This window comes from Leptospira ognonensis (assembly GCF_004770745.1).
Lineage (GTDB): Bacteria > Spirochaetota > Leptospiria > Leptospirales > Leptospiraceae > Leptospira_A > Leptospira_A ognonensis.
The window spans coordinates 272173-297470 of sequence record NZ_RQGD01000014.1 but is presented as its reverse complement, the minus strand read 5'-3'; the positions used below and the strand labels follow the sequence as shown (position 1 = coordinate 297470).

18 protein-coding genes are annotated in these 25298 nt (G+C 38.6%); 7 read left to right on the top strand and 11 right to left on the bottom strand.

What is annotated here, in order from left to right:
- Nucleotides 1-82 precede the first annotated feature (82 nt).
- Nucleotides 83-1111: an ATP-binding protein gene (locus tag EHQ58_RS05110; protein ID WP_246047161.1), complete on the top strand. Its 1029-nt coding sequence runs from the start codon at nucleotides 83-85 to the stop codon at nucleotides 1109-1111.
- On the opposite strand, the gene EHQ58_RS05105 is transcribed toward EHQ58_RS05110, so the two are convergent.
- The 5 genes from EHQ58_RS05105 to EHQ58_RS05085 all read right to left on the bottom strand — a co-directional run bounded on the left by EHQ58_RS05105 (nucleotide 1105) and on the right by EHQ58_RS05085 (nucleotide 6681).
- Nucleotides 1105-1638: an adenine phosphoribosyltransferase gene (locus EHQ58_RS05105; RefSeq protein WP_135622776.1), complete on the bottom strand. Its 534-nt coding sequence runs from the start codon at nucleotides 1636-1638 to the stop codon at nucleotides 1105-1107. The genes EHQ58_RS05110 and EHQ58_RS05105 overlap by 7 nt on opposite strands.
- 91 nt (nucleotides 1639-1729) lie before the next feature.
- Nucleotides 1730-2620 (bottom strand): protease HtpX, encoded by an 891-nt coding sequence (gene htpX / locus EHQ58_RS05100; RefSeq protein ID WP_135622775.1) that lies wholly within the window; start codon nucleotides 2618-2620, stop codon nucleotides 1730-1732.
- A gap of 100 nt (nucleotides 2621-2720) precedes the next feature.
- Nucleotides 2721-4334, bottom strand: coding sequence for an NCS2 family permease (locus EHQ58_RS05095; RefSeq protein ID WP_135622774.1), 1614 nt, complete (start codon nucleotides 4332-4334; stop codon nucleotides 2721-2723).
- Nucleotides 4331-4804 carry a ClpXP protease specificity-enhancing factor SspB gene (locus EHQ58_RS05090; RefSeq protein ID WP_135622773.1) on the bottom strand — a complete coding sequence of 158 codons (474 nt, stop codon included), beginning with the start codon at nucleotides 4802-4804 and terminating at the stop codon, nucleotides 4331-4333. The genes EHQ58_RS05095 and EHQ58_RS05090 overlap by 4 nt, the downstream gene beginning before the upstream one ends.
- Nucleotides 4801-6681, bottom strand: a complete 1881-nt coding sequence (locus EHQ58_RS05085; RefSeq protein ID WP_210412779.1) for a polysaccharide biosynthesis protein — start codon at nucleotides 6679-6681, stop codon at nucleotides 4801-4803. The genes EHQ58_RS05090 and EHQ58_RS05085 overlap by 4 nt, the downstream gene beginning before the upstream one ends.
- An 82-nt stretch (nucleotides 6682-6763) precedes the next feature.
- On the opposite strand from EHQ58_RS05085, the gene EHQ58_RS05080 reads away from it, so the two are divergent.
- Nucleotides 6764-7294 carry an STAS domain-containing protein gene (locus tag EHQ58_RS05080; protein WP_135622772.1) on the top strand — a complete coding sequence of 177 codons (531 nt, stop codon included), beginning with the start codon at nucleotides 6764-6766 and terminating at the stop codon, nucleotides 7292-7294.
- On the opposite strand, the gene hrpB is transcribed toward EHQ58_RS05080, so the two are convergent.
- Entirely contained in the window at nucleotides 7291-9789 is a 2499-nt protein-coding gene (gene hrpB / locus EHQ58_RS05075) for an ATP-dependent helicase HrpB (protein WP_167883539.1), read from the bottom strand. The two genes, EHQ58_RS05080 and hrpB, sit on opposite strands and share 4 nt — an antisense overlap.
- Complete coding sequence (locus tag EHQ58_RS05070; protein WP_135622810.1) at nucleotides 9786-10376, bottom strand: TetR/AcrR family transcriptional regulator; 591 nt, start codon at nucleotides 10374-10376, stop codon at nucleotides 9786-9788. The genes hrpB and EHQ58_RS05070 overlap by 4 nt, the downstream gene beginning before the upstream one ends.
- A 119-nt stretch (nucleotides 10377-10495) precedes the next feature.
- Here EHQ58_RS05070 and EHQ58_RS05065 point away from each other — a divergent pair, with 119 nt between their 5' ends.
- Nucleotides 10496-10969, top strand: coding sequence for a PaaI family thioesterase (locus EHQ58_RS05065; RefSeq protein WP_135622809.1), 474 nt, complete (start codon nucleotides 10496-10498; stop codon nucleotides 10967-10969).
- Between the two features lie 105 nt (nucleotides 10970-11074).
- Here EHQ58_RS05065 and EHQ58_RS05060 read toward each other — a convergent pair whose 3' ends face one another.
- Nucleotides 11075-11566 carry a TetR/AcrR family transcriptional regulator gene (locus EHQ58_RS05060; protein WP_246047157.1) on the bottom strand — a complete coding sequence of 164 codons (492 nt, stop codon included), beginning with the start codon at nucleotides 11564-11566 and terminating at the stop codon, nucleotides 11075-11077.
- 152 nt (nucleotides 11567-11718) lie between these two features.
- Between EHQ58_RS05060 and ppnP the strand changes: the two genes are divergently transcribed.
- Genes ppnP through EHQ58_RS05040 form a run of 4 tightly spaced genes read left to right on the top strand, consistent with a single transcriptional unit; the run spans nucleotide 11719 to nucleotide 16452 of the window.
- Nucleotides 11719-12033, top strand: coding sequence for a pyrimidine/purine nucleoside phosphorylase (ppnP, locus tag EHQ58_RS05055; RefSeq protein ID WP_135622770.1), 315 nt, complete (start codon nucleotides 11719-11721; stop codon nucleotides 12031-12033).
- Nucleotides 12034-12043: 10 nt separating this feature from the next.
- Nucleotides 12044-13900 (top strand): PAS domain-containing sensor histidine kinase, encoded by a 1857-nt coding sequence (locus EHQ58_RS05050; protein ID WP_135622769.1) that lies wholly within the window; start codon nucleotides 12044-12046, stop codon nucleotides 13898-13900.
- A complete protein-coding gene (locus EHQ58_RS05045; protein WP_135622768.1) occupies nucleotides 13893-16067 on the top strand; it encodes a SulP family inorganic anion transporter in 2175 nt (724 codons plus the stop codon). Before EHQ58_RS05050 ends, EHQ58_RS05045 begins: the two co-directional genes overlap by 8 nt.
- Complete coding sequence (locus EHQ58_RS05040) at nucleotides 16060-16452, top strand: DUF6941 family protein (protein WP_135622767.1); 393 nt, start codon at nucleotides 16060-16062, stop codon at nucleotides 16450-16452. Before EHQ58_RS05045 ends, EHQ58_RS05040 begins: the two co-directional genes overlap by 8 nt.
- Before the next feature lie 9 nt (nucleotides 16453-16461).
- On the opposite strand, the gene recD is transcribed toward EHQ58_RS05040, so the two are convergent.
- Genes recD through EHQ58_RS05025 form a run of 3 tightly spaced genes read right to left on the bottom strand, consistent with a single transcriptional unit; the run spans nucleotide 16462 to nucleotide 25249 of the window.
- Entirely contained in the window at nucleotides 16462-18264 is a 1803-nt protein-coding gene (gene recD / locus EHQ58_RS05035; RefSeq protein WP_135622766.1) for an exodeoxyribonuclease V subunit alpha, read from the bottom strand.
- Nucleotides 18261-21815, bottom strand: a complete 3555-nt coding sequence (locus EHQ58_RS05030) for a UvrD-helicase domain-containing protein (protein ID WP_135622765.1) — start codon at nucleotides 21813-21815, stop codon at nucleotides 18261-18263. Before EHQ58_RS05030 ends, recD begins: the two co-directional genes overlap by 4 nt.
- Nucleotides 21812-25249, bottom strand: coding sequence for an exodeoxyribonuclease V subunit gamma (locus tag EHQ58_RS05025; RefSeq protein WP_167883538.1), 3438 nt, complete (start codon nucleotides 25247-25249; stop codon nucleotides 21812-21814). The genes EHQ58_RS05030 and EHQ58_RS05025 overlap by 4 nt, the downstream gene beginning before the upstream one ends.
- Between the last annotated feature and the right edge of the window lie 49 nt (nucleotides 25250-25298).

The window sequence follows — 25298 nt, the reverse complement described above, 5'->3', positions numbered from 1 at the left end:
TACCGCTTTTTGTTCTGCTATTGCAGGTATAGTTTCTTTTAGTAAAAATCCGCGAACTCCCATGAAGGTAAGTTTTTCGATCATGGCATTTCTCATTTTTCTAGGGAATATCGGCTTCATCTTAGACTCTACTGTTTTTAATCATATTCTTCTGGAAAATCCGCATACAGCGCCTACAGTTTTAGTCTTCTTTGTTTTTTCTCTTCTGTTATTTGGGTTGCAGTTCCCAACATATTTTCGCACATATCCGATTCTCGCCGTTTGTGTTTCTTTACTTCTAGGTTCAGGTTCGACTTTGCTCCTTATCGACTGGTCACTTTCTACTGAAATGAATCCATATGCGAGTAGAGTATTGCTCGAGTACTTTTATCCAGGATTTTATGGGATTTCGTATTGTTTGCTCTTGTTAGTTGTTTCCATGAAACTAAAGCATAGTTTTCCTGCGATCTCAAATTATATATTTTCAGCCTACCTCTGTGTCTCTCTTTCCTTTCTTTTAACGACAATGTTGATTCTCCAATCGTCATTAATCCCAAGTTTCATTAAGTACTATCTACACTTTTTTCTGTTTAATGATATAAGTTTTATTTTATGTTTTATCGCTTTTTTGTTCCACTATTCTTTCACGCAAGACTATCTTACCCATCCCATTTCCTTTCTATTCGAACGGCAGAAAAAGATCTTTGAGGCGTTTAGCGATGTATCACATAAAGGATCTAGAGAGTTAAAGGAAAAGCTTTGGAGACTTTACGATAATAGAAATTGGAAATCCTTTATGGATTCCTTTTGGTATCAAATCCTTGTAGATGAAACTTTAGATAATGCTCTCGAACATGGGGGGAAACGTGGCGATGATACCATAACCGTGCATGTGTATGAATCAAAAAGATTTATTGATTTTTATGTAATTGATCGAGGCAAGGGATTTAACCCGCGTTTAGTACCAAATCCAGTATCGGTTGAAAGAAAACACGTAGCCTCTGGAAGGGGTATACACATACTTAGAAAAATATTTATTGTCAGGTGGAATTTTCTAGGAAATGAAATCAATATTCGTATTGATAAATTGAAAGGGGGAGAGTGGAGTATCTCCCCGATAGAAGATCAGTGACCTTCGAATTCGCAGATAGAGTAAATATTGATCCCATATTTCTCTTTAATTCGTTTTGCTCCGCCTAAATCTGGTAAGTCGATAATCGTCGCGCACTCGTGGATCTTTCCCTCTAGTTTTTGTATGAGTTGAATCGAAGCTTCTAACGTTCCGCCGGTTGCAACTAAATCATCCATAATCAAAACTTTTTCACCAGCCTGGATCGAATCCACATGTATCTCTACATGGTCTTCCCCGTATTCCAAAGCATAGGATTGAGAAATGGTTTTCCCTGGGAGTTTGCCTTTTTTGCGAATCGGAACGAAACCCACTCCTAATTGGAATGCGAGGGCAGCACCCGCAATAAAGCCTCGTGCATCAATAGCAGCAATTTTTTGAATTTTTTCATTTTGGTATCTTTCAACAAACATTGCAACTGTCAGACGAAAGCCTTCCGGATCAATGAGGAGTGATGTAATATCACGAAATAAAATACCTGGTTTCGGATAATCTGGAATGGTTCGAATCTTGGACTTCACGATAGACATATATAGAAAGTGAAATTCAGTCTAGCTTCTCTGACAATAAAAAAAGGTCGGCAAAACCGACCTTTTTAAGTAAGTAACAACAGATCCTAAATTATCTGCTAGATTTAAGAGCTAAAATTCTCTCTTCCAAAGGAGGGTGGGTGGCAAAAAGAGACATGAATCCACCTTTACTGGAAGAAATTTTAAGAGATGCAAGTGCAGCACCTCTTTCATCCTCAGGCTGACCTACCATTGTGCGAAGGCTCTCTAATGCAGCAACCATTGACTCACGTCCGGCTAGTTTCGCAGCTCCTGCGTCTGCCCTAAATTCTCTTTTTCTAGAGAAGTAGGCAACAGCAATGGATCCAAGAATCGAGAAGACGATATCAAGGACAATCGTTACCACAAAACGGACGATATATGCCATCTCTTCTTTTACGGCATTGGCAACAAGCATCGCAATGATCCGTGAGAAGAACATGGCAAATGAGTTTACAACGCCTTGGATGAGGGTGAGTGTCACCATATCTCCATTCGCAATATGCGAAAGCTCATGTGCCAGAACGCCTTCTAATTCTTGTGCGTTCATGCGAGCGAGGAGTCCCGTGGAAACAGCAACAAGGGAGCTTGATTTGCTTGGCCCCGTCGCAAATGCATTCACCTCGGGAGATTCATAAATCCCCACTTCTGGCATAGGTAAGTGGGCACGTTGTGCTAACGACTGCACCCGACGATAGACTTCCATTTCTGTACTGGAGGCATTTTTTGGATCAATGGTTTTGACACCCATGGTCCACTTTGCCATATATTTTGATAGGAATAGCGAAATAAGGGAACCCGCCATACCCCACATCAAGCAGAAGACTACGAGTTGGGTTAGGTTGACACCAAATGCCTGAATGCCGATTCCAAAATACGCGAGCACGTTTGTCGCAATGGAAACGGTCGTCATCACTAGGATGTTTGTTAGTAGGAAAAAACCGATTCGTTTGATCCAAGTCATAGAAGTTAAATTCTCCTTATTCGTTCGAAACTATTAGATTTCGAACTCTAGTCTTTAGACTAGAGTATGGGATAACTTTTCCAGAAATATGACAACTCTTTTATCCTTGGTTGGGGGTCGTTTGCTTACGAGTGAGAAAATGAGTGAGTAGAAAGAGAGCTGTCAAGAGAAAGTAAGCCAGAGGGAATTGCCAATTCTGGAAGGGAGAAAACTCATTTAGAATGGCGTTTCCGACCAATTTATAGGAGTGGATCAGTCCTAAAGCCGCAAGAAGCATACCTACCGCCGACCATAGGGCAGATTTCAAAAACTCTCCTTCAAGCAAAAAAACAACGATCGCTGCCCAAACCATAGAGCTAAGTAAGAATCCTTGAGAAAGAGCAATGACTCCACCTAAGGCATAGGGCAAGAATGGCTCATGCGTTCCGATATCGGAAAGAGAAAAGTGATGCGAAGTTTTCACACCTAGTTCCTTTAAGAGGGATTGTAATTTTCCATCTAAGTAGAAAAAGGTGCTTTGAAAGATAAGAACTGCCCAACCTGCCAAAGCAGGAAGAAGTCCGACAACAACAGCAGGTGCGTGGTTTTTTGGTGTAGCTTGAAATGCCTGGGCTGCAATCACGATACCAATCCAAAGAACAATCGCCATTCCTGCTTCTATCGGTATAAGGGCTTGCAAAATCCCCATAAGTCCGAAGAGACAAACTATGGTTATAAATATTCCATTTAACACAGAATAACCGTGTTTCGCTCCGAGTCCTTTCCATCCTGGATGACCGATGTAAATGGTAGTCGGGAAAGGGGAACCAAATAATGTTCCCACAAGAGTTCCGATTCCATTTGCAAGCAGAGATGATTTCGTGTCAAAGTGGTCGCCTGAAGCTTCCGCAGATTCAATATTTTGAAGAGAGCCGATCACGTTAAAGATTCCCATTGGTAAAATGACTGCCAGATAGAGTTTGAGATTTGTTAAACTTAAGACATCCCAGAGGTCGATGATGGAAAGAACTGGAAGATAGAATCCTATGGTTGCGACACCTTTTTCTAAGCCTCCCTCGACAAAGATAGGTGTTCCCAAATATTTGGAAAAAAAGGCCAAAGCGATTCCAATCAGGATCGATACAAATCCTCCCGGCAATCCAAATGGAAATTTTACCTTCCCGAAATATTGTAAAAGGATGATTCCAAGTGGTAAAAAAGCAACTAACGGGTATTCAAATGTCTTTAGTAAAAAGTCCATTGAGATAAAGGTGATGGCGATCCCAGCAAGGGCAGAAAGGAGTGCCGCCCTCGGTGTGGCCTTGCGGATGCGATCAGCAACGAAAGATCCGAAGAGTTCGATCAGGCCAGATGCGAAGGATGCTAGAAGACCCGCCTTCCAAGCGGCTTTATAATCATTGGTTGCCTGGTAAACCGGAAACATGATAAATAAGACAAAGGCGAATAAGGATACTGTATTTATGCCATAAGGGAGTGCTGTAACATCGGTTCTACCGGTTCTAATTCCGAGTTTATACGCTTGCCAGGAGTAAAATAGATTTCCGATCAATAGCGAAATCGCCGCACCAGGCAGAACAACAGCCGTTACAAAAGCAATCGGAAACCCACAAAGGCCCACACAAAGCCCTGTTAATACTAACAACTGTATGAGGTTGTCTACCATTAGGCCAAAAAATCCGTCTACATCACCACGAGTAATAGTAAAATAATTCATTCGTTCTTTTTCCCTCCAAAATCAACTCGTATTACATTTCCCTCTTCCGAATAATCTGCCTTGGGATTTGGATGATCCCCTTTTTCAGGTTTCGATTCTTTTGGTTTGAGGTCGAGTCCACTGTCTAGTTGTAAAAATCGCAATTGAGACGCAGAATTCTGAAATTTATCATAAATACGGAAAACGGCATCCCATGGTATGATCGTTGGTTCCCAAGTAGAACCAAACTGTAGTTCTGCGAAAATATAGTCAGCATGACTATCGATAATTTTCACTGCCTTATCTCCAAAAACGAGGACAATGCCAGATTCTTTTTCTGCATTGAGGAGGCCGCGCTTTCCAATTTCTAATTTTGGGTGAGGCATTACATGTATGTAAAATACACCAAATTTCTCCCAATATAGATTGAAAAGTTGCCTTTTGAATTCGCGTAGAGTGGTGATTTCTTCTGGTGTAAGCGTCTGACTCATAACATTTTTTTCCCGGCTTTCGTTTCCCAGGCTAAGTATTCTTCGTGAATTTTATATTCCGGAATGATGTCCTTAAAGGCATAGAAGATTTCTTTATCTTTATTTGCTTTTGCCAAAGAAAAAAGTTTATTCAATTTGTTCTGGAAGAGTAATAAATTGTACGATTCGAGTGGTGCCGCAATCCTAATTTTAGGGTGGTGAGTTTTTTTGATGCCTTCTTCATTTAACATCAATTCTTCGAAAAGCTTTTCACCTGGTCTCAGTCCCGAAAACTCAATTTTAATGTCTTTGTGCGGGGTATATCCTGAAAGGCGTATCATTTCCTCAGCCAGCGAAAGGATTTTGACAGGTTCTCCCATATCCAGAATGAAAATTTCACCATGTTCTCCCATGGAACCTGCTTGGAGGACAAGTTGCGTAGCTTCGGGAATCGTCATAAAATAACGAATTACATCTGGATGAGTAACCGTTACAGGACCTCCACGTTTGATTTGCTCGCGAAATCTTGGTATGACGCTGCCGTTCGATCCTAGAACATTTCCGAATCTGACCGTTATAAATTTTGTCCGAGAGCTTTGAGAGATGTGTTGTAAGTAGATTTCGGCCGCTCGTTTAGAAACTCCCATGACATTGACTGGATTTACTGCCTTGTCTGTTGAAATCAAAACGAAACGATCGACACCATTTAGCCGGCATACATCGGCGACATTTTTTGTTCCCATAACATTGTTTAGAACAGCTTCAGACGGATTGATCTCCATCATCGGAACATGTTTATACGCTGCAGAATGGAAAACAACGGTCGGCCTATGGGTTTCGAAGACAGCTGAAAGCCGCGAAAGATTTTTTACATCGGCAATTACGGATTTAAACTCGATAGGAAGATTTGCAAAATTTTTCCTAAGCTCATAATCAACTTCGTATAACGGAGTTTCTGCGGCGTCCAATAATATCAGAGACCTAGGTTTGAAAAGTGCCACCTGTCTACATATCTCAGATCCTATCGATCCGCCAGCACCCGTCACTAGAATATCTTTGCCTTCCAAATACGATCTGATCTGGTCGATTTCCAGCTCTACAGTCGGCCTGCCAAGTAAGTCTTCCACTTGAACTTCACGTAGCTGATTGATTTTAGGCTTATCGAGAAAATATTCCGTAAAGGAAGGTAGAATTCGAAATTCTACACCACAGGCTTCGCAAGTTTTCATCAATTGGCTCACCACGCGTCCATCTGGCTGTGATGCCGTCATGATGACTTTCCGAATGCCATATTTATAAATCGTTTCTTCAGCAATTTCTACACCGCCGAGAATCGGAACACCTTGGATGTAACCTCCCACCTTCGTAACATTATCATCCAGAAAGGCTACGGGGGTTAAATCAAGCTCTGTTCGTCTGCGGATTTCTGATAAAAATGTAGCACCTAACTTACCTGCACCGACGAGTAAGATGGGTGTGCCATGTTTTGTATTGGAATGGAAAATTTGATCTCGAATCATCCTCCATCCGAGACTTCGTAGGCATAAAAAACCAAGTAAGAACAAGGTATCAAGGATCGGAACCATCCTCGATATCTGTGAGAACCGATTGTAAAATAAAATCGCGATGGTGGAAATGAGAGAAGAGAGCACAGTCGCCTTGATGATGCCTAGCAAATCGTGTAAGGAGGCGTAGGACCAGATCGACCTGTAAATTCCCGTATAAAAAAAGACGATGGAGCGCGAGACGACGACGATAGCCAAGCAGGTGAAAAAAACTTGTTGGTTCTCTAGAAATCGTAAGTCTTCAAAACGAACAATATGTGCGAGAAAGTAGGACAAAATCATAAACAGTAGGTCTACGGGGAAAATCCAGTAACGTCTCGGGATGGAATTCATATCTAGGAAATAGTCTAAATTCTGCAAAATTCCTTGTAAATACAGAATCTCTACCGAAGATCAGAAAAGAGGAAAAAGCTTTTTGAATTCTCTTTTAATTCATCTTTCTGGGTATCTTTCTGCGGAAATGGGTTCCGAACTTTATTTAAAAATCAAGGAAACCAGCCGGAATCCTAGTTTATTTTGCCTGGATTGTTCCCTTTTGAGTGCGATTGACGAAGTCGGGGCGGAATACCTTAAGAAAATCGCAGTCCGCTTGGCGGAAACATTCTCTCGTTTGGCAATCACAGGCTGCGGGGAAGGTTTGAAAGAATCCCTTCTTCTCCATAAACTTGACACTCTTTTTCCCATTTTCCCCTCGGAAAAAGAGGCTATGACCTTTCTCGAATCGCAAGTATTTCCGACCCAGCCTGCAAATGAGAGCAACCAAACGGATGCTAAAGTGGAAATATATGCGAGTGGCAATCCAGAGGAGACTAGGTTCATCTTCTGTCCTTCCTGCTCTCAAAAATTAAAATTTACAAAAGTGGGTGATCATCTTTGCCCAACCTGTCAGAATAAATTCTCAGTGAACAAACGTGGCTGGACTTCCGTATATGAAAGGTTAGTTTAAGATCTTTTTTTGGTTCCCTTCGTTGCGACGGCCTCCCAGGGAGAATCAGGCCAAGGGTGCCTTGGGTATCGTCCCTTTAGTTCTTTTTTGACTTCATGATATGTAGTATCCCAAAAACTTTTCAAATCAGATGTTACCTGCACGGGTCTTCCTGCCGGAGAAAGCAAGTGTAAGGTGACCGATACTTTGCCACCTGCAATTTTTGGGGTTTGGCTTAGCCCGAATACCTCCTGCAGTTTTACGGCGAGAAATGGGTTCCCCTCGGAATAGGTGATCTGAATTTTTGATCCACTCGGTACATTCAAATGAGATGGTGTTTCTTTATGGATCAACTCACGCTCTTGGTAAGAAAATAAAGAGAAAAGGGCCTCTGTTTTTTCGAACTGAGACAGGTTGACTGAATCTTTTTCAAAATTAAAATTTGGGAAGTACCATATTTCTAATTTCTCGAGGAGTAGCGCATCAGAAATATTCGATGCCAATAGTCGGTTCTCGAATAATAATTGGATCCTGAACAACAGTTGTTTGATTGGCTCAGGTTCACTGAATATTTGGAAGAATCCATTTTTAGAAAAATAATCATATATAAATTTCTTTTTTTCCACTAAGGATGAGGAATCAGTAAATGGTTGTTTTTTAATGGTAATCTCCCCAAATTTAAATTCTGCATAACTTTTTAGAATCAGATCTTTCTTTTCGTTCTCCTCAATGGAAAAACTAAATTCCTTTTTCATGATCTCTGCATGCAATTGCAAGACTTCAGATTCTTTCAGCTCAGCATACAAATTGATTTTCGCTTCCAGATCGTTTCCATCTGTTTCTAAAACAAGGATCCATTCAGGGTAATCGATGGAACTTCCCTCAGGAAAATAGGCACCTTTCCCATTGGTCATTTTATAGCGATTTGATCCGACAACTCTTGACTTTGCGATTCGATCGGGGAAGGCCAAGGAAAGTAGAAGGCCTAAACTGGGTTCTTTTCCTGTCTTTAAAGAAGTAAATTCTCTTGGAATTTGTTTTAAATTCTGTAACAACTGATCTTTGATTTGTTTTAATTTTGGATATGCATTTAGGCTCGATATGCCCAACCATTTCTCCCAAGTTCTTGCGAAATTCTCAATAGGTGTCGGTTCCGAAAACAACCGGCGCTCGGAAAAGGCAGTTGCAAGATCAACTCCCAGCTCAAGTCGGTTATCAAAGAATAAATGTAAACACATGACCGCTAACCGCAAGGATATCGGTAAAGCTGACGCATATTTTCCAATGTGCGTCAAATTTTCATTTCCGTCTAAACAACCTAAGGATTGTAATAATTTTTTTAATTCATATACAATACCGATTGGTGGGGAATCAACGAGTGGCAAATCATTGATTTCTTCTCCCCAAATTTTTGCAGTGAGTATCAAATGTGAGATATCGGTCTCCAGAATTTCGGGAGGGTGCATTTTTACGAAATTTGATTCCTCCTCTTTGGACCATAACCTGTAACAGAAACCAGGCGATTCACGTCCAGCTCGTCCAGCTCTTTGCTCTGCCGAAGATACACTGATCCGTTTCCTGACTAGTTTTGTCAGTCCGGAACTCGGATCGAAAATAGCCCGCTTGCAATACCCCGTATCAATAACTACATTTACATTCGAAAGGGTAATGGAAGACTCTGCAAGATTTGTCGCAAGGATAACTTTTCGAAAATCATTCGCTGCCCGCCTAAACACATTTTGTTGGTCTTCGAAACTCATTTCACCATAAAGTTTATGTATGATTATTTGACTCGCATTTGGTAGGGTATCGTTTAGCTCTCGCATAGTTTCATTGATTTCGGAGACTCCCGCAAAAAAAACGAGTATGTCTCCTTTGTGCTTAGCAAGGGCTTTAGGTATGATTTCCGATAATCTTTTGCTCTGCCTTTTTGTAGATTCTCCTTGGTAGATGATTTCTACGGGATAGGATTTGCCCTCTGTTTTGATTAAAGGTGAGAAAATATTCGCTTTTTCAAAGTTGATCCCTTCAAGAGTCGCAGACATGATCAGAATTTTTAAGTCATTTCTAAAGAGAGATTGAGCTCGTCTAGCGAGTGCTAGACCAAAATCTGAATCTAGGTTACGTTCATGAAATTCATCAAAAATAATGAGCCCATAACTTTTCAATTCGGGATCAGATAATAAGAGTTTTGTTAAAATCCCATCTGTTACGACCTCAATCCTAGTCGTAGGTGAAATTTTTGATTCGAAACGAATTCTATATCCAATCGTCGATCCTAAAGGAGTTTCATGCATAAGACTCAGACGCGAAGCTGCGTTTTTTGCTGCAATGCGCCTTGGCTCTAACATCAATATTTTTTTGCCGTTAAGAAACTCTGCATTTAGAAAGCATAATGGCAAACAGGTGGTTTTCCCAGATCCCGTAGGTGCTTGCAATAGTGTAATGGCTTTTTCCGTAAGCGAATTTAGAATTTCATCTTGTTTTTCTAAAACGGGAAAATCTTTAGGATTCAAAGTAGGGCACTCCTCAATATTTCCAAGGCGAAGTCAGGTAATGATTTTTTGAGTGCCTGGGCTTCCGATTTCGGGACACCTGTTTCAATGCAAAGATTTGAAAATCCATGTACGAGCGACCAACACATCAATGAATATTCCCTAGGTTCTTTCTGTTTTGATTTGTCTTTGAGGAAAATCCGACAACTCGAAACCAACACGGAATAAGATCTAATCTGAGCACGTTTGAGTAACAATCCAGGATTCTCGCGTTTTGTAAAAAACATGATTTTATAGTAATTTGGGTTGGAAGTCGCAAATTTTATATAAGCCAGACCTAGCTGAAGGAATCCTTCCTCCGAATTCCTTTCTTTATCGAATGCTTTTTTTTGGACACTCCCTAGTCGATCGAAACCATACGCAGCCATCACTTCCAAAAGTTCCTCTTTGTCTTTAAAATGTCTATAAATGGCAGAATGAGAGACTCCTGCCATATCAGCAACAGCTCTAAGTGATATTTCATTAGGATCGGTCGTTTTCAATAATTTATGACAGGCTTTAAAAAGTGCGGACTTGAGATCTCCATGATGGTAAGATTTTCGCTTCATATGGGTAACTTGCCATTTTATGTGACCAACGGCAACATAATTTCTGGACAAGGAAATGCATTAGAAAATAATGTGACTACTGGTCACATTGATATGTGGCTTCAGATGGAGGCAATCAATTGCAGACTCTAAACAAAATCGAAACCGATAAAATTTTAAGAGAGATGAGCGAAGGATTTCAAGCAGGAGCAAGAAAAATAACGGTTCCACCCCCTTCGTTTATAGATATGAAAGCAGAGATCATACAGTATGTTAAAAATAAGAGCATCAGTGTTTCATTTCCAGTCATGTCAAACCAGACCAATCCAATGGGTTTCATGCAAGGTGGTTATATAGCAGCCGCATTTGATAATGCGTATGGACCTTTAAGTTATTTAGTAGCAAAAAAACCAACAACAACAATTGATATGAACATTCAGTACATTAGAGGTGTAGAACCTAACCAAAGGGTAATCGTCACCGCAACGATCGAAGCCAAAGGGTTTTCTACAATACATATGACAGCTGAGATGAAAACGGAAAAAGAGAAACTTTTGGCAACTTCGACGACCAATTTGTTAATCTTAAAAATACCTAGCGTAAACGCGGAGTAGATAAGTTCACGTAACGACTGAGAAATATCTCCACTAATTTTTCTTTTGGAATATTTTCTCCCATGTGTGCACATTGTAAACTGAACATCCCATGCAGAAACGTTCTTACAAATAACATTTCTGCATTTGGATCCTCAACACCGAGAGAGAGATAAACTTTTCTTTCATTACTTCCTTAAAAGGTGCAAGTCTCCTTTCGAAACTTTCTGTCAGTTTTTTTGATAGTGAGACGGAGTTGGGTTGGAAAAGACTCACTGAAATTAGGATAAATGTTTTTCGCTCTTTATTAAAAAATTCAATCGACTTTTGAAAAAATTCACGTAGGTATTCGATAGCTAATTGGTCCGTATCAATTGTTCGGTACAAACTTTCTTGTTTAGAGAGATGTTGGTCGAGAATCAGCTCAAAAATCTGATTCTTGCTTTTGAAGTAATTGTAAGCGAGACCTTTGGATACTTTCGCATGTTTGGCGATCATTTCCATAGTTGTACTCGAAAATCCATGCTTTGAAAAAAGATGAATCGCGGAATTTCTAATGCTTTCGATTGATTTTTCCCGAGCTAACTGCTTTTTATTTTCGGAAATCAATACTGCCATTCTCCTGTTTAGACTTTGGAATTTTTTTCACAAATCAAACACTTTTCTAAGGGATTTTAAGATAAAATCTATCCCAAGTTGGTTAGAAAAATGCTTTGAACCATTCCAGAAAATGTTTGAATGGTCGATAGGCCAAAGAATGGAGAAAACTAATGAGTTCTTTTGAGAATGTAACGGTTGTTAAAAAATCAAATATTTATTTTGACGGTAAAGTGACAAGCCGAACAATACTGTTTCCAAATGGTGACAAAAAAACTTTAGGAATCATGATGCCTGGCGAATATGAATTTGGTACAGATGTGAAAGAAATTATGGAAATTCTAGCTGGGGATTTAAAAGTCCAACTTCCTGGTTCAAGTGAGTGGATAGAGATCCATGGGTCACATATTTTTGAAGTACCTGCAAAAGAAAAGTTTAAATTAAAAATTGAAACGGTGACTGATTATTGTTGTTCCTACATTATATAGTAATTAACTAATGGAATTTCTTCTTGGTCTTTTAGATCAAACAAATAAGGGAATTGTGTCCTTCCATGAGGATGGCAGACTTTCTTTTGCTTCTCTTAGTTTTACCGAAATTACCGGCTATTCAGCGAAAGAAATAGAAAGTGTAGATGTTTGGCGGAAATTACTATTCCCAGATCCTATCTATCGGGATTTCTTATCCTCTCGATGGGATGAAAAAGAGAGGGAATTAAAGAGTCAGAGATCTTTTAAAGCGCCCACTATCGAGACGAGAATGCTTACCAAAGCTGGCAGCTTTAAATACATCAATCTTACGCGGATTCATTATCGAGAAACGATCAATTACTTATTGGAAGATGTGACCGAGCAAAAGAAGATTGAAGAAAAGTTGATCGAGAGTGAAAATAAATTAAGACTTTTTGTGGAAAATAGTCCTGCAGCGCTAGCAATGCTCGACAAGGAACTTCGCTATTTGATTGTGAGCAAACGCTGGTATGCTGATTATCATTTAACAGCGGATGATGTAATTGGCAAAAAACATTATGAAATCTTTCCAGATATTCCAGAAAGGTGGAAACAAATCCACGCCAGATGCCTGACGGGCGTTGTGGAAAAGGCAGAAGAAGACTTTTTCCTCAGAGAGAATGGAGAGGTGGTTTGGCTGAAATGGGAAATTCAACCATGGTATCTATCAAATGGTGCTGTAGGAGGACTCATTTTTCTTACGGAGGTAATCACCAAACAAAAGCTAGCTAATTTAGAGTTGGAAACCTCCGAGGCTAATTTTAGAGCCATTCTCGAAACCACGGATACCGCGTATTTATTATTAGATACTGAATTGAAAGTAAAATCCTTTAATCATTTAGCAGGAATCTATTCTGTTGCGCTCTTTAACCACCAAGCGAAAATCGGCGATTCCCTTCCTGATAGTGTTACCCCCGAACGAAGAACTGTGATCAAAGAAAAATTAAGCGAAGTATTGAAGGGAAAACCCGTTGAATATGTTTCTCAAGTCCAAGGTCCGGATGGAAAGGATATTTGGATTTTTAATCGGTTTCTTCCTATCAAAAAATCTACTGACGGCGCTATCCTTGGCGTTATGATCGCGACTCGTGATGTAACGAGTCAAAAAAGTGAAGAGATACAGCGTGATAGGCTTATCAGTGATTTGATCCAACACAATAAGGAGCTAGAACAATTTGCCTATATAGTTTCTCATAATCTGCGTGCCCCGGTTACAAATATTATATCAATCATTGATGCTTTATCTGATCTAACTCTTTCCGACTCGGATAAAACTCAATTTCAATCCTACTTGCTTCTGAGCGCAAAGAAACTGGATGAGATTATCGGTGATTTAAACTTTATACTTAAAAGCCGCAAAGAACACACTGAACAAAGAGAAACGATTGACTTAAACGAAATTGTCAATCAAATCCTTTCTAGTTTAGATACTGACATTATAAAGTCAAAAATTCGCTTTGAAATGGATTTCTCTAAGGCACCAGTGATACAGGCTATCAAAGGGAATTTGTATTTGATTCTCAATAATTTGATTTCAAATGCGATTAAATTCAGAGATTTAACACGTGAACCAATTGTAAAACTTTCTTCTTGGATTGATAAAAATTATTTAATATTAAATATTTCAGATAATGGTTTAGGAGTTGATGTAGAAAAATATGGGGATGAGATTTTTGGATTGTATAAACGTTTTCACCCTGCTACAGAAGGCAAAGGGCTAGGTTTGTACTTGGTAAAAAGTATGCTGGAAGCAATGGGTGGAAGGATTAATCTTAGAAGTAAGGCAAATCAAGGGACGGAAATCACCTTACGCTTCCCTCTAAACACGGAAACTTATAGTGCTTAATTCATTAAAAAGAGATTTTCCTTCCAGCATTGTAGTATTCCTGGTTGCCTTGCCGCTATGCTTAGGTGTCGCGCTGGCTAGCGGAGCGCCGTTAATGTCAGGAATCATTTCGGGCGTGATCGGGGGTATTCTTGTAGGGTTTTTAAGTCAATCGCATGTTAGCGTTAGCGGACCAGCCACAGGACTTGTAGTCATTGTTTTTTCAGGGATCACTAACTTGGGAAGCTTCGAGGCTTTCTTGCTATCTGTTATCATCGCAGGCTTTATACAAATAATTGCAGGAATTTTTCGCGCTGGTATCATCGCCAATTATATCCCTTCAAACGTCATTCGCGGATTACTCGCAGCAATTGGTATCATTCTTATTTTAAAACAAATCCCACATGCGGTTGGGTTTGATATTGATCCGGAAGAGGATTTTTCTTTTTTTCAAAGAGATGGAGAGAATACATTTTCAGAATTAATTCGTTCCTTTAAATATTTTTCCTGGGGCGCAGTAATCATTTCTTCCGTCTCGCTCATGTTGCTTGTGTTTTTTGATAGGGTAATCTCTAAACATTTTAGATGGATGCCGTCCTCCTTAATTGTTGTACTGATTGCGATTCTGTTAAATAAATTGTTTGAAAACAACTTCACTTATTTGTATTTATCAGAAAAACATTTAGTGAACATTCCTCCGATTCATTCCATAGGAAGCCTATTTACATTCCCTGATATAAGTCAAATATCCAATTTGGATGTATGGTTCGTGGGACTATCTCTTGCACTGATTGCTTCTATCGAGACGTTAATCAATCTTGACGCAACTGAAAATATGGATCCGCATAAACGATCCCCGTCTCCAAATATCGAACTGATGGCCCAAGGGATAGGAAACATCACTTCTGGTTTTTTAGGAGGGTTGCCAATAACGTCCGTTATCGTGAGAAGCTCTGTCAATATAACTTCCGGAGCAGAGACGAAACTTTCGACGATCATTCATGGGGTTCTGCTTGCAATCAGCGTAATCGCCTTTAGCCCGTTTTTAAATCTAATACCCTTGTCATCATTAGCAGCCATTTTGCTTTTAACAGGTTACAAACTTGCAAGAATTTCAGTTTTCCGAGAAATATACTCAAAAGGATCGAATCAGTTTTTGCCTTTCTTATTCACTGTTATTGCGATAGTTTTCACAGATTTACTAATTGGTGTTATGTTTGGACTAGCAGTAAGTATCTTCTTTCTCTTAAAAAATAATTATAAAAATCCATTTCTATTAGAGAGGGATACGCATAATATTGGAGAGACAGTTAGACTGGAACTTCCAAATCAAGTTTCTTTTTTGAATCGTGCCTCCATAAAAGATTCCTTGTGGGCACTGCCGATTGGATCTAAAGTAATTATTGATGCTACGAATTGCAATTTTATTGATAGCGATATTCTCGAAATCATACATGAATTTAAATCAATCGTCGCCATTGAACGAAAAATTCAATTAAATCTCATAGGCATCCGAGATCAGTATGAACTTTCTGATCAAATCCAATTTGTAAATATTTTAGATAAGGAAGCTCAGCAAAAAATCACACCCGATGAAATTTTAGAAATATTGAAAAAAGGTAACGAAAGGTTTACCAAAGGGAAGTGGACAGAAAAATATTTTAAACACCAAGTAAATGCAACAGCCTTTGGTCAAAATCCTTTTGCAGTCGTGTTATCTTGTATTGATTCACGCACCAGTCCGGAAATAATATTTGATACTGGCCTGGGAGATGTAATTTCCATTCGTATTGCAGGGAATATAGTTAATGAAGAAATCCTCGGAAGTCTTGAACTATCATGCGATAAAATTGGAACTAAGTTGATAGTTGTACTTGGTCATTCCAATTGTGGTGCTATTTCAAGCGCTATCAATTCCGTGAATGAAGGAAATATTTTCACAATCACGCGTAAGATACAAAAAGCTATAGATCAATGTGCGCACATGGCAGATCCATACGAAGACGAGGATCACGTTTTCAATCATGTTGTTAAAGCAAACGTTCATAATTCAATCGCAGAAATTTTAAATGAAAGTAAATACATTGCGAAAAGAATTCGTTCGAATGAAATTAAAATGGTAGCTGCATTTTATGATACGAAATCGGGAATCGTAACGTTTGAGGATAAGGGAATGATCAATGTCTGAACCAGTATTACTAGCTTTATTATTCGCAGATAAGATTATCACAGAAGACAATAACAAAAAAGGTATCATCGGAACATTCAATCGTTTTATGGCCCATGAATTTCCGGTAATCTTCCCTCCTTGGGGTATTTATATTGCTCTGACAAATCTACATGGTAAACATTCCTTCGAATTGGTTCTCAAAAATATTGATACCGACGAGGTTGTTTTGCCCGTGAATGGTGAATTCGAGAGCCGAGCACAGGATGAAATGATAGAACTTCCTTTAAATTTTGCTGGCATTGCATTCACACAACCAGGCAGACATATCTTGGCCTTTTCTATAGACGGAGATTTGGTAGGAACACGCATGCTCTTAGTAGAAAAAATAGAAATGAGAAACTAACGAAAAATTCTACGAAAGAACAAAGCCAGTGACCCTTTTCGGATCGTTTAATAATCCAGTTTCCCAACTTTTTTTATCACAAGCTAGAATCACTTTCTTTTTCGCTCGCGTAACAGCCGTATAGATAATTTTTTTAGTTAGTAAATTATTTTTTAATTCTGGATTATTTTCTGGAAGATAGAAAAGAACAATGTCATATTCTGATCCTTGGCTTTTATGGACCGTCATAAAGAATGCAGCTTCATGATTTGGCAATGTATCAATCGCGAAAGAAAAAAGGAGATGATTAATGCAGAAAACAGCACGTAATTCATTTCCAATCAAACAAATAAAACCAACGTCTCCGTTAAAAAGTTTTCTGTTCCTATCATTCTTAGTGATGATAATTGGCATCCCTTCATAATAAAGTCGTGAAGCAAGGTCGCGGTATTGAATTTGGTCACCCGTTCCTTCGTTTGAAGGATTTTTGAAGTAGATCAATGCCAATTTTTGAATTTGGGACTGAATACCGTCTATGCCAAAGTATCCAGATCGAAGAACCGTTAAACATCTGAATCGGTTTAATTCCATGAGAAAGGTCTCAGTCGGAAATTGTTTGAGCTGCGTCTCTGAATCGAAGTTCCAGTTGCGAACGATCCTCATTTGTGGAATAAAATGATTCTTCCATAATTCTTCGACTAACAAATCTCTACTGGTATGAATAGAGGATGGTTTCGTTAAATTCAGCCAGAGAACTTCATCCTTAGAATTTTCAGCATCTTCATAACTTGATACGACATGAAAAGTAGAAGTAATATTACTGGCTTGTTTTTCCAAATGGTCTGGGTAAATGGATTTCATCAATTTAAATATTTGAGGAACATTTGAGTGCCGGTTACTCTCGGTTAGACGAGATAAAAAACTGCCATGCTTTGGCAACTCATTTAAAAAATCGGCAAGAACCTCTCCTTTCTCCACTGAGGGCAGTTGATTAGGATCTCCAAGAAGAATGATATGGAAAGGGAACTCTCCTTCCATTTCCACATTCTCTAGCGCATCGAAAAGCGAAACCATCAGATCTAAATCCATCATCGAAACTTCATCAACTAGAATTAATCTGTAAGGTAGCGCTCTTTCCCGATTATAGTAAAATTTACCTTCCCCTTTCTTAAAACTTAAAAGGGAATGTACGGTTTGGCCATGGAAAAGGTTACTAAATTCCTCTTCTGACCCCATCAGTTTTAAATTGGTTTGGATGGATTCTGTCAATCTTTGGGCCGCTCGTCCTGTTGGCGCAACAAGCGCTATGTCAGAAGGATCCGGAAGTTGACCGAGTTCCTTCATGATTCTAAGTAAAAAAGCAACAACGGTTGTCTTACCCGTACCAGGTCCTCCACTGATTACTTGAAAATTGCTAACAAGAGTTTGATGAATTGCGTGGCTTTGACCTTCATTTAATTTATAATCCGTATTCCTTGCATGAGAATAATTTACTTCAAGTTCTCTCTGAATGTTTTGAATTTTATTAAGATTTATTTTGATCATGTTCTGATGCGAGATTTGTCTTTTCAATGCTATCTCTAATCTCTTTTTTAATGAATGAATTCGTTCAAGATAAACATGCTGGACTCCCTCGATCGTTTCAAATGCAAAAGGGATAGAATTTTTACTTAATGTTTGCTCCCATTCCTTTTTCATGGGAACACAAAGGCTACCCATCCGACTTTCTTCAAAGACTTCGGTGAGGATAGGAAGTATATCTTCCTTTTGGAGCCCAGATATATGAAGTAAGTCAGTGATATAGTTTAAATAGATTTGCGGATCTTCATTCATATGGCTGCCTCCTTAATGGAGCTTTTGACAAGATGGTCAATTCTGTTTCGAATCTCTTTGAAGCGACTTTGATTCCACTCACCGTTACCTTCGTTGCCCAAATCCAAATAGATTCCTTCTTCCGAATTCTCGTTCATCCCTCTTAAGAAAAGATAAAACACTCCGCCAAAAAGTTTTAGGGCTTCCTCTTCTCCGAAAAGAGATTTTAAATATTCGTAAAAAATGTAAGCGTAAATATCTCGCTGTAAATCATAGCGATAATCTATTAAATGAAGGGAGAGCGAATTGCGACTGTAATCCGGTAATCGATCTGATTTATAATCAGCGATAAAATATTTTCCATCTCTGTATAAAACCAGATCTATCGAGCCTTTAAGAAAATTTCCCGCAGCATCTGAACCTAACAGATTCGAAATTAAGAAATGAAAATCCATTTCTTGAGAGCGCTCTTGGTTTGTTAATTCCGATAATTGAAACGAATTACCCCCCATTAAAGGGATTTTTGCTCTCAATGAATTTTTTAATAATTGGAAAGTTTGATTTTTGTATTCAGAAAGGATCGTTTGATCGTTTAGGATGCCATATTGCGCCATATTTTTCTCGAGAATATGGTTCCACTGTTCTGATTCTAAAATGTCCGAATCGGCATTTTGGAAAAGAGAAAAGGGAACTTCTTCTAACATACTGTGCAAGAATAAACCAGTATTTGCTGATGAAGGAAGTTCAAAGTTTGACTCGGGCTCGTGGATTACATCCAACTTTAGAATCTGTTCTTCTGTTTTACTTGTTTCTTTCGTTGTCCCCTTTTTTAAGGAACTATAGCTGTGTAAAAATAATCTCCTCTTTGTGTTCAATTTTGTATGTGGCAAACATTGATAGAGGGAATTTTCTGAATGTGCACTTGTTGTCGCATTAAGCATGCGGCTATTAGGTGTGAATTGAGAATGTTCGGTTTCCGAAAATGATCGTAGAGTAAATTCCTCTTTTGGGAGGCTCGCTTCCGAATTTTCCATGATCGCCTGTAATGACTTGTAAAGAAACAAATGATAGGGTGACTTATCTGTACTCAATTGACAATAGGGAAGGTAAAGTCGGACTTGAGGGCGAGTTAGAGCAACATATAATAATCGCCTTTGTTCATTGAGGGAAGTCAATTCATGATGTTTGAGATTTTTTTCCCATAGGGAAAGCTTCCAACTTCTCCCCTCCTTGGTTTTGATAGGATAGTCATAACAAATAGGATTTTGGAAAAGACTCGAAAATCCGTGGATAAAAACTATCGGCCATTCCAAACCTTTGGAAGCATGTATGGTTAGAATTTGCACAGCGTCTTCTTCGGTTTCTTTATCAAAGAGAGGGAGTTCTTGCTCGGTTGATTTTTCTATTCTCCACTTAGTTAATTCATCTAATAATTCAGGAAGCGATGCTTGGTGGTTGATTTGAAATTCGAGTAACCGTTGTAAAATTTGTCTATAGTTCGTTCTGCGACGTTCCCATTTCAGGTCCTTTTCTTCTTCGGTATAGAAAATGCGCGTATCCTCTTCTAGTCGTCGAAAAAACTCTGCATATTCATTATTTTGGATCAATTTCCGCCAATGGTCCAACCGTTTCTTTTCGTAGGAGTCTATTGAATGTTCATCAAAATAATTTAGTTCGGCCGGATTGATTTGGAAAAGATCACCTAATAATAATTTACGATAGGAAGCGGGATCATTCGGATCCAAAAGGCATTCCAAAATATTTTTAATCTGATCTGATTCTCGTGATTGGTAAATACCAGTTTGTTTATAAAAGGAACAAGGTATATTTTTTGCACGAAGTGTGGATTCGAGAGAAATTCCATCCTTTCTACTCTTGACTAGTATAGCGATGTCTTTAAAACGAATGTCCTTTCGTTGTGCATTTTTTTCATAACAAAATTCAGAATTTGCTATTTTTAAAATTTCAAAGGAAATAAATTCATTCCATCTATCTGTCGTTATTTCTTTGGAAATTTTAACTTTAATTGGCTTGGAACTGTTTGCTGGATCCGAATCAAGGATCAGGTTAACAATATGAATGGGCCCGTCGTTAAATGGAGCCAGTAATTTTACAGACTGAGCTTCTTCATTAGGTGCTTGCACTTCTTCGTAACGGATTTCGTTTTCCTCCCTTCCAATTTCTTGAATGGGGAAGAAAGTAGATCCAGGATTCTGTATCCCGAAGATGCGGTTATAACCGGAAATTAATTGTTTGACGGAGCGTCTATTCACTGTTAAAGGAATTGAACTTTCATCTCTTATTTCCGTTTTTGCGGTCAAATAAGTTCCGAGATCCCCTCCTCGAAACGAATAGATGGATTGTTTGGGATCTCCGATTAAATACAGAAAATGTTCACCATCATTTGCTTCAAAAAATATCTTTCGAAATATTTCGTACTGCACAAGATCTGTATCTTGAAACTCGTCCAAAAGACATATTTTGTATTTATCTCTAAGTATTTCGAGCAGAGCAGGATTGGTATTGATAGCATCTCGAATGGCGATAATCATCTGGTCATAGCTCATCCATTTGGAATCAAGATACTCTTCTTTTACCTTTTTTACTAGGTAAAGGGTAGTTTGCTGCAGGAATTCGTCGATGTTAATCGATTTTAGTATTTTCTGAACGCATAGATATATACTTTGGCAAACTTCGTTTGTATGACTTGAAATCTCTTCGACATGAGCTTCGTTTTTTTTAGCGCTAGATAGGTATTTACTTTTCGGTAAAAAGTCGTTCAATCCTTGTTCCATACTTATGAATGGAAATCTAAAATATTGAAAAAATTTCCCGAGAAATAATTCAAAGGAAAGACTTTTTCTTATCTCTAAGAATTCTTTAAATTCCTTCCAGTAGTTTAGCCACTTATCTTTTCCTTCTGCACTGAGTAGGCTTAGCTTGGGCTCTGAGGAAATCCAGTCAAAATAAGACACGACCTTTTTTTGGATGGACTTTATTTCTAATTCTATGGAGTCCTTATGAATTTGAAAATTGGATATGTTCGTTTCGTTTAAAACATACTGCCTTCCACTGAGAATTTTGGAAGCGGTTTCTAATATGATCTCTTCAAAGTTTTTAAAGAAATTTGTTCCGATGAGTAGTGTTACAAGACTTTCATTCGGTATATTTAGCTCTTTCCATTTATTGTGTTTGAGTTCGTATAAAAATTCTTTGAGTCTTTCCGTTGCATCTCCCATTTCCCAATCCGTGCTTGCATTGGTTTCCACGGGGAAGGCACGTAAAACCATATTACAAAAACCATGGATCGTTGATATGGTCACTTGGTCTAGTTCCGTTAAATAGCGGTTATAGATCTCCGGATTATTTGCATTTTGTTTAAGTTCTATAATTTTCTTTCGGAGTCTGTCCTTTAGTTCTCCCGCTGCTTTTTCGGTAAACGTTAACACCAAGACTTTGGTAAGGATATTTTCATCATTCCCGGAGTGAGTGGTCATCCATTCCCCGAGTAATTCCATGATTTTATAAGTTTTACCTGTTCCAGCGGAGGCTTCTATAAATGTATGTCTCATTTTTTCCTCCAAAGAGAGATTGGGGCATAGAAATTAATGGCGAATGAGATATTTGGATGGATAAGAAACTCATTCGTTTTGGGATAAAGTTTGCTAATTTCTGTTAAATGACTATAGAGAAGATCAGATTCTTCTGATTGGAATTCTTTCCAATGCGATTCTTTTTCGAGGAGGGAAGCTTCGGAGAACGGATGAGAAGTACCTGAATTAAAATGTTTACAAAAGAAATTTAGGTAGGTGATCCGAGAGAAAAACTGAGGAGTTTCAATCAAAAATGTTTCGATTGCCTTTGTTAGGTATGCTTTGGTAGCAACTTGTCCGTCCGTAACCTGAAAATTGAGAGAACTTAAAACTTCCTTATCTTTCGCTTTCATGTTGGTTGTTAAAATATTTAAGGGGATTCCGTTCATTGAAAATGCTGCCCAGGTCAAGAACGGAGTCAGCATGTTTCCAAAATAATCGTTATATTCCGCAAAAGCTGAGTTTGGGGAAACATCTCCCTCAACTCTTTTAGTGTACATTAAATAAAAAATTCCGTCTTTTTTGAAGATATGCTCACACTCAAAAAATAGAGATACATTCGGAAGAGTTGGGAAAAGAATAGCCGGAAATTTCATGCAAACTTCTTTGCTAAGACCAGTGTCACCAAAACTTAGATAAGGATAGTAAGTAGCACCTTTTAGAAGTTTTGCCCATTCATTGAGAATCGATCCTCTGCTTTCAAAATGTTGAAGTATATTTTCTGTTTCAAGAACGGAGTAAACTTCACTTGGGAAACGAGCGGACTGTTTCTCTTTTTGGATGATCGGGCTTAATAGAGAATTGATTTTCTCACGATTCCATTCCCCTTCGTAAATGGCGAGTTCCTTAAAAATCTCAGCATAGACTAGTTTTTGTAAGCGTGAGCTCTGCAAAGAATCTAATGTAAAGATTTCCTCTTTACTTTGTTCATTTTCAGTAGCCATGTACATTCCTAGTTTTCGTTTGAGAAATGTATCAAGTGGGTCTTTGATAAAACTTATCAATTCATGGAGAGTGACCTTCCTTCTTCCCGTTAATTGTTTTGATTCTGAATTTAGTAATTTGATATTTTGAAATTCTTTTAAAACAGAGGATTTAGAATTTTGATTCCCCACCCAGTATCTAGAATAGTCGTAACTGACAAGGCCAGCCTTCAGTGAATTTTCTGTATGATCGTAAAATTTACTATAGGAAACGAGAGGCAATTCGGTTGCTTGCGAAATGCCAAGACCCTGCATGATTTCATAAAGACTGGAGCACGGTTCAAAAACTTTATCCTCTTTTGTATTTTTCCCAACATAACTTAAAGTTAACGAAGATGTCGCTGAGAATAATGTTTCCCATAGAAGTGATTCCTGGATCTGTTTTCGATTTAAATCCCATTCCTCAGGGAACGTGAAACGTAAGTTTAATCTTGAGGTATCGCTTGTCCCAGGAAATTTGCCTTCGCCCAAACCAAGAATATAAACATGCTTGAAGGGAAGGGGACGCATTGGTTGGAGGAGTGAAATGGTAACACCACCGGTTAAGTAATCACCCTTTCGAATGGAAATGCCAGCAAAGGCTTGGTCTGTGATCAGTTTTAGAATTTCTAATCCATGGACAGAATCTATTTGGGTTTCTTCCCATTGGAGTAATAAATCCCAAAATTGATGGAATTGTTTTCGGTTTTCGAAATCCTCAGAATCCAGTACAAATACAGACTCCAATGCAGCTCTAAGGGACTCTAAGTTCTCTCGATCCCAATTTTGTTTTGATAAAAAATCAATTACCTTCTTTCTTGCGTGATTGATTTTCACCCAAATCTCTGTTAACTGAATGATTGTCTCTTCTTTCTGAAAATTGACGGATGTGAAATGGATATTTTTTTCTGCAGCTTCCTCTGAAAAAGTGGAGGAAAAAACGGCACGTCTGATCCCATTGGAAATCTGGAATGGATCCTCGAGTGAATCGATGCGATCATCTTCATAGGCAACTCCCAGATTGGCAAGAAGCAATTCTAACTCCGAAGCATCCACATTTTCATCTAAGATATTTCCATTCACAAGTGGGCTTCGTATCATTTTTTCAAATTCATGATATTTGAAACCATCATTGCGGCATAGATCCCAAAAATCACAAATGGCTCGGTAGAGAGGTGATGCATCAGATGCTTTCAAATCCACGAGTGAGAAAGGGATCTTTTGACGTTCGATACGATTTTGATTTGGGTAATTTGTCTCTATGAGTATGCCACCACTAAACACCCATTCAATGGCCGATCTATACGTATCTATATCTGTGACTAAAATTGAAAAATCTAAAAGCGATAGATCTTCCGAATTTTGATTTGCCAAATTCATTTTATAAATGATATCATTCGCGACCGTCTCCACTTCTCGATACTCGGAAGGCGCATTCCAAATTCTGACCGATGCATCCATTGTTGCACCAAAGGGATCCAAAAGGGATGGATGACCTGTAAGTACATTTTCCCTTTTCCCTTGTAAAAGATCTCTTAAGGAACAAATCCCTTCAGGGAACTTACTCCCGTTAACTTGAAGTTCGGTATTCTCTTTTTTTGTATCTGTAAAAGAACAAAGTGAGTTTGCGAGAGTCACTTGAGGGAGACTCCAACGTACGGGCGAATCTACCAGATGTTTGATTTGAAGGTCAGTCGTGCCAGTATGGAATTGGTAAAAGTGAATCGTTACGTGAGGAGAAGCGGACAGGTGATGCAGATACTTTAGATATGTATCTGATAGATTCGCTAGGCAAAAAAGATGCAGGGAGATAGGTTGTGAATCAAATTTTCTTGATAAGGAGCGGAGAAGGAATTGCCCGAGCGATATTTTTGGAGCATTTTTTTTTAAAAATATTTCAGAGTAGATTTTTTTCTCAAAAGTATAATACTCATTAGATTCTCCTTCTATTCCTAGATCTGATTTTGAAGAATTCGGAAACGGTACTTCTTTTTCTAAAGCCCAAGAATGAATCCATGAAGCTCGATTCAATTCATAGTCCTTAAAATAATTTGCGAGCTTACTTGCTAAATAAAAGATTCGATTCGGTGAATTCAGATAACTTCCCAAAAAGGAAAATTCAGCTAACGATTTGTTTTTCGAAAGGTATTGAAAAATCAAACTTTCTATTTCTCCATGGCGGTAGAGATGATCTCTCGGAATCAAATCAGTTTCCTTCGAAGTAAGGATTTCTTCTAAAATTTTCTCTAAGAAGACATACCTGATATTCAGAGCCATTTTCGATGGGGCAATTTTTGGTAAATTGATCTTTAACCAGCGCTCAATATTCGTATTTGGTATAACGACGATTGGGGATCGTAAAGGAGATTGTTTTTGTTCTCCATGGATGGATGTTTGGAGACTTGTCGCAAGGTCGGAAAGAGCTAAACTATGATGGTATGTGATGGACAAAGGTTGCTCCAGAATTCTTGACTATTCTGCTCTGAGTTTACTGTTAGGG

Excerpts from the sequence above, each read along its gene's own strand:
- EHQ58_RS05110 (WP_246047161.1), top strand. The coding sequence starts at position 83 with ATGGCATTTCTCATTTTTCTAGGGAATATCGGCTTCATCTTAGACTCT.
- EHQ58_RS05105 (WP_135622776.1), bottom strand. The coding sequence starts at position 1,638 with ATGTCTATCGTGAAGTCCAAGATTCGAACCATTCCAGATTATCCGAAA.
- htpX (WP_135622775.1), bottom strand. The coding sequence starts at position 2,620 with ATGACTTGGATCAAACGAATCGGTTTTTTCCTACTAACAAACATCCTA.
- EHQ58_RS05095 (WP_135622774.1), bottom strand. The coding sequence starts at position 4,334 with ATGAATTATTTTACTATTACTCGTGGTGATGTAGACGGATTTTTTGGC.
- EHQ58_RS05090 (WP_135622773.1), bottom strand. The coding sequence starts at position 4,804 with ATGAGTCAGACGCTTACACCAGAAGAAATCACCACTCTACGCGAATTC.
- EHQ58_RS05085 (WP_210412779.1), bottom strand. The coding sequence starts at position 6,681 with ATGAATTCCATCCCGAGACGTTACTGGATTTTCCCCGTAGACCTACTG.
- EHQ58_RS05070 (WP_135622810.1), bottom strand. The coding sequence starts at position 10,376 with ATGAAGCGAAAATCTTACCATCATGGAGATCTCAAGTCCGCACTTTTT.
- EHQ58_RS05060 (WP_246047157.1), bottom strand. The coding sequence starts at position 11,566 with ATGGCAGTATTGATTTCCGAAAATAAAAAGCAGTTAGCTCGGGAAAAA.
- ppnP (WP_135622770.1), top strand. The coding sequence starts at position 11,719 with ATGAGTTCTTTTGAGAATGTAACGGTTGTTAAAAAATCAAATATTTAT.
- EHQ58_RS05050 (WP_135622769.1), top strand. The coding sequence starts at position 12,044 with ATGGAATTTCTTCTTGGTCTTTTAGATCAAACAAATAAGGGAATTGTG.
- EHQ58_RS05040 (WP_135622767.1), top strand. The coding sequence starts at position 16,060 with ATGTCTGAACCAGTATTACTAGCTTTATTATTCGCAGATAAGATTATC.
- recD (WP_135622766.1), bottom strand. The coding sequence starts at position 18,264 with ATGAATGAAGATCCGCAAATCTATTTAAACTATATCACTGACTTACTT.
- EHQ58_RS05030 (WP_135622765.1), bottom strand. The coding sequence starts at position 21,815 with ATGAGACATACATTTATAGAAGCCTCCGCTGGAACAGGTAAAACTTAT.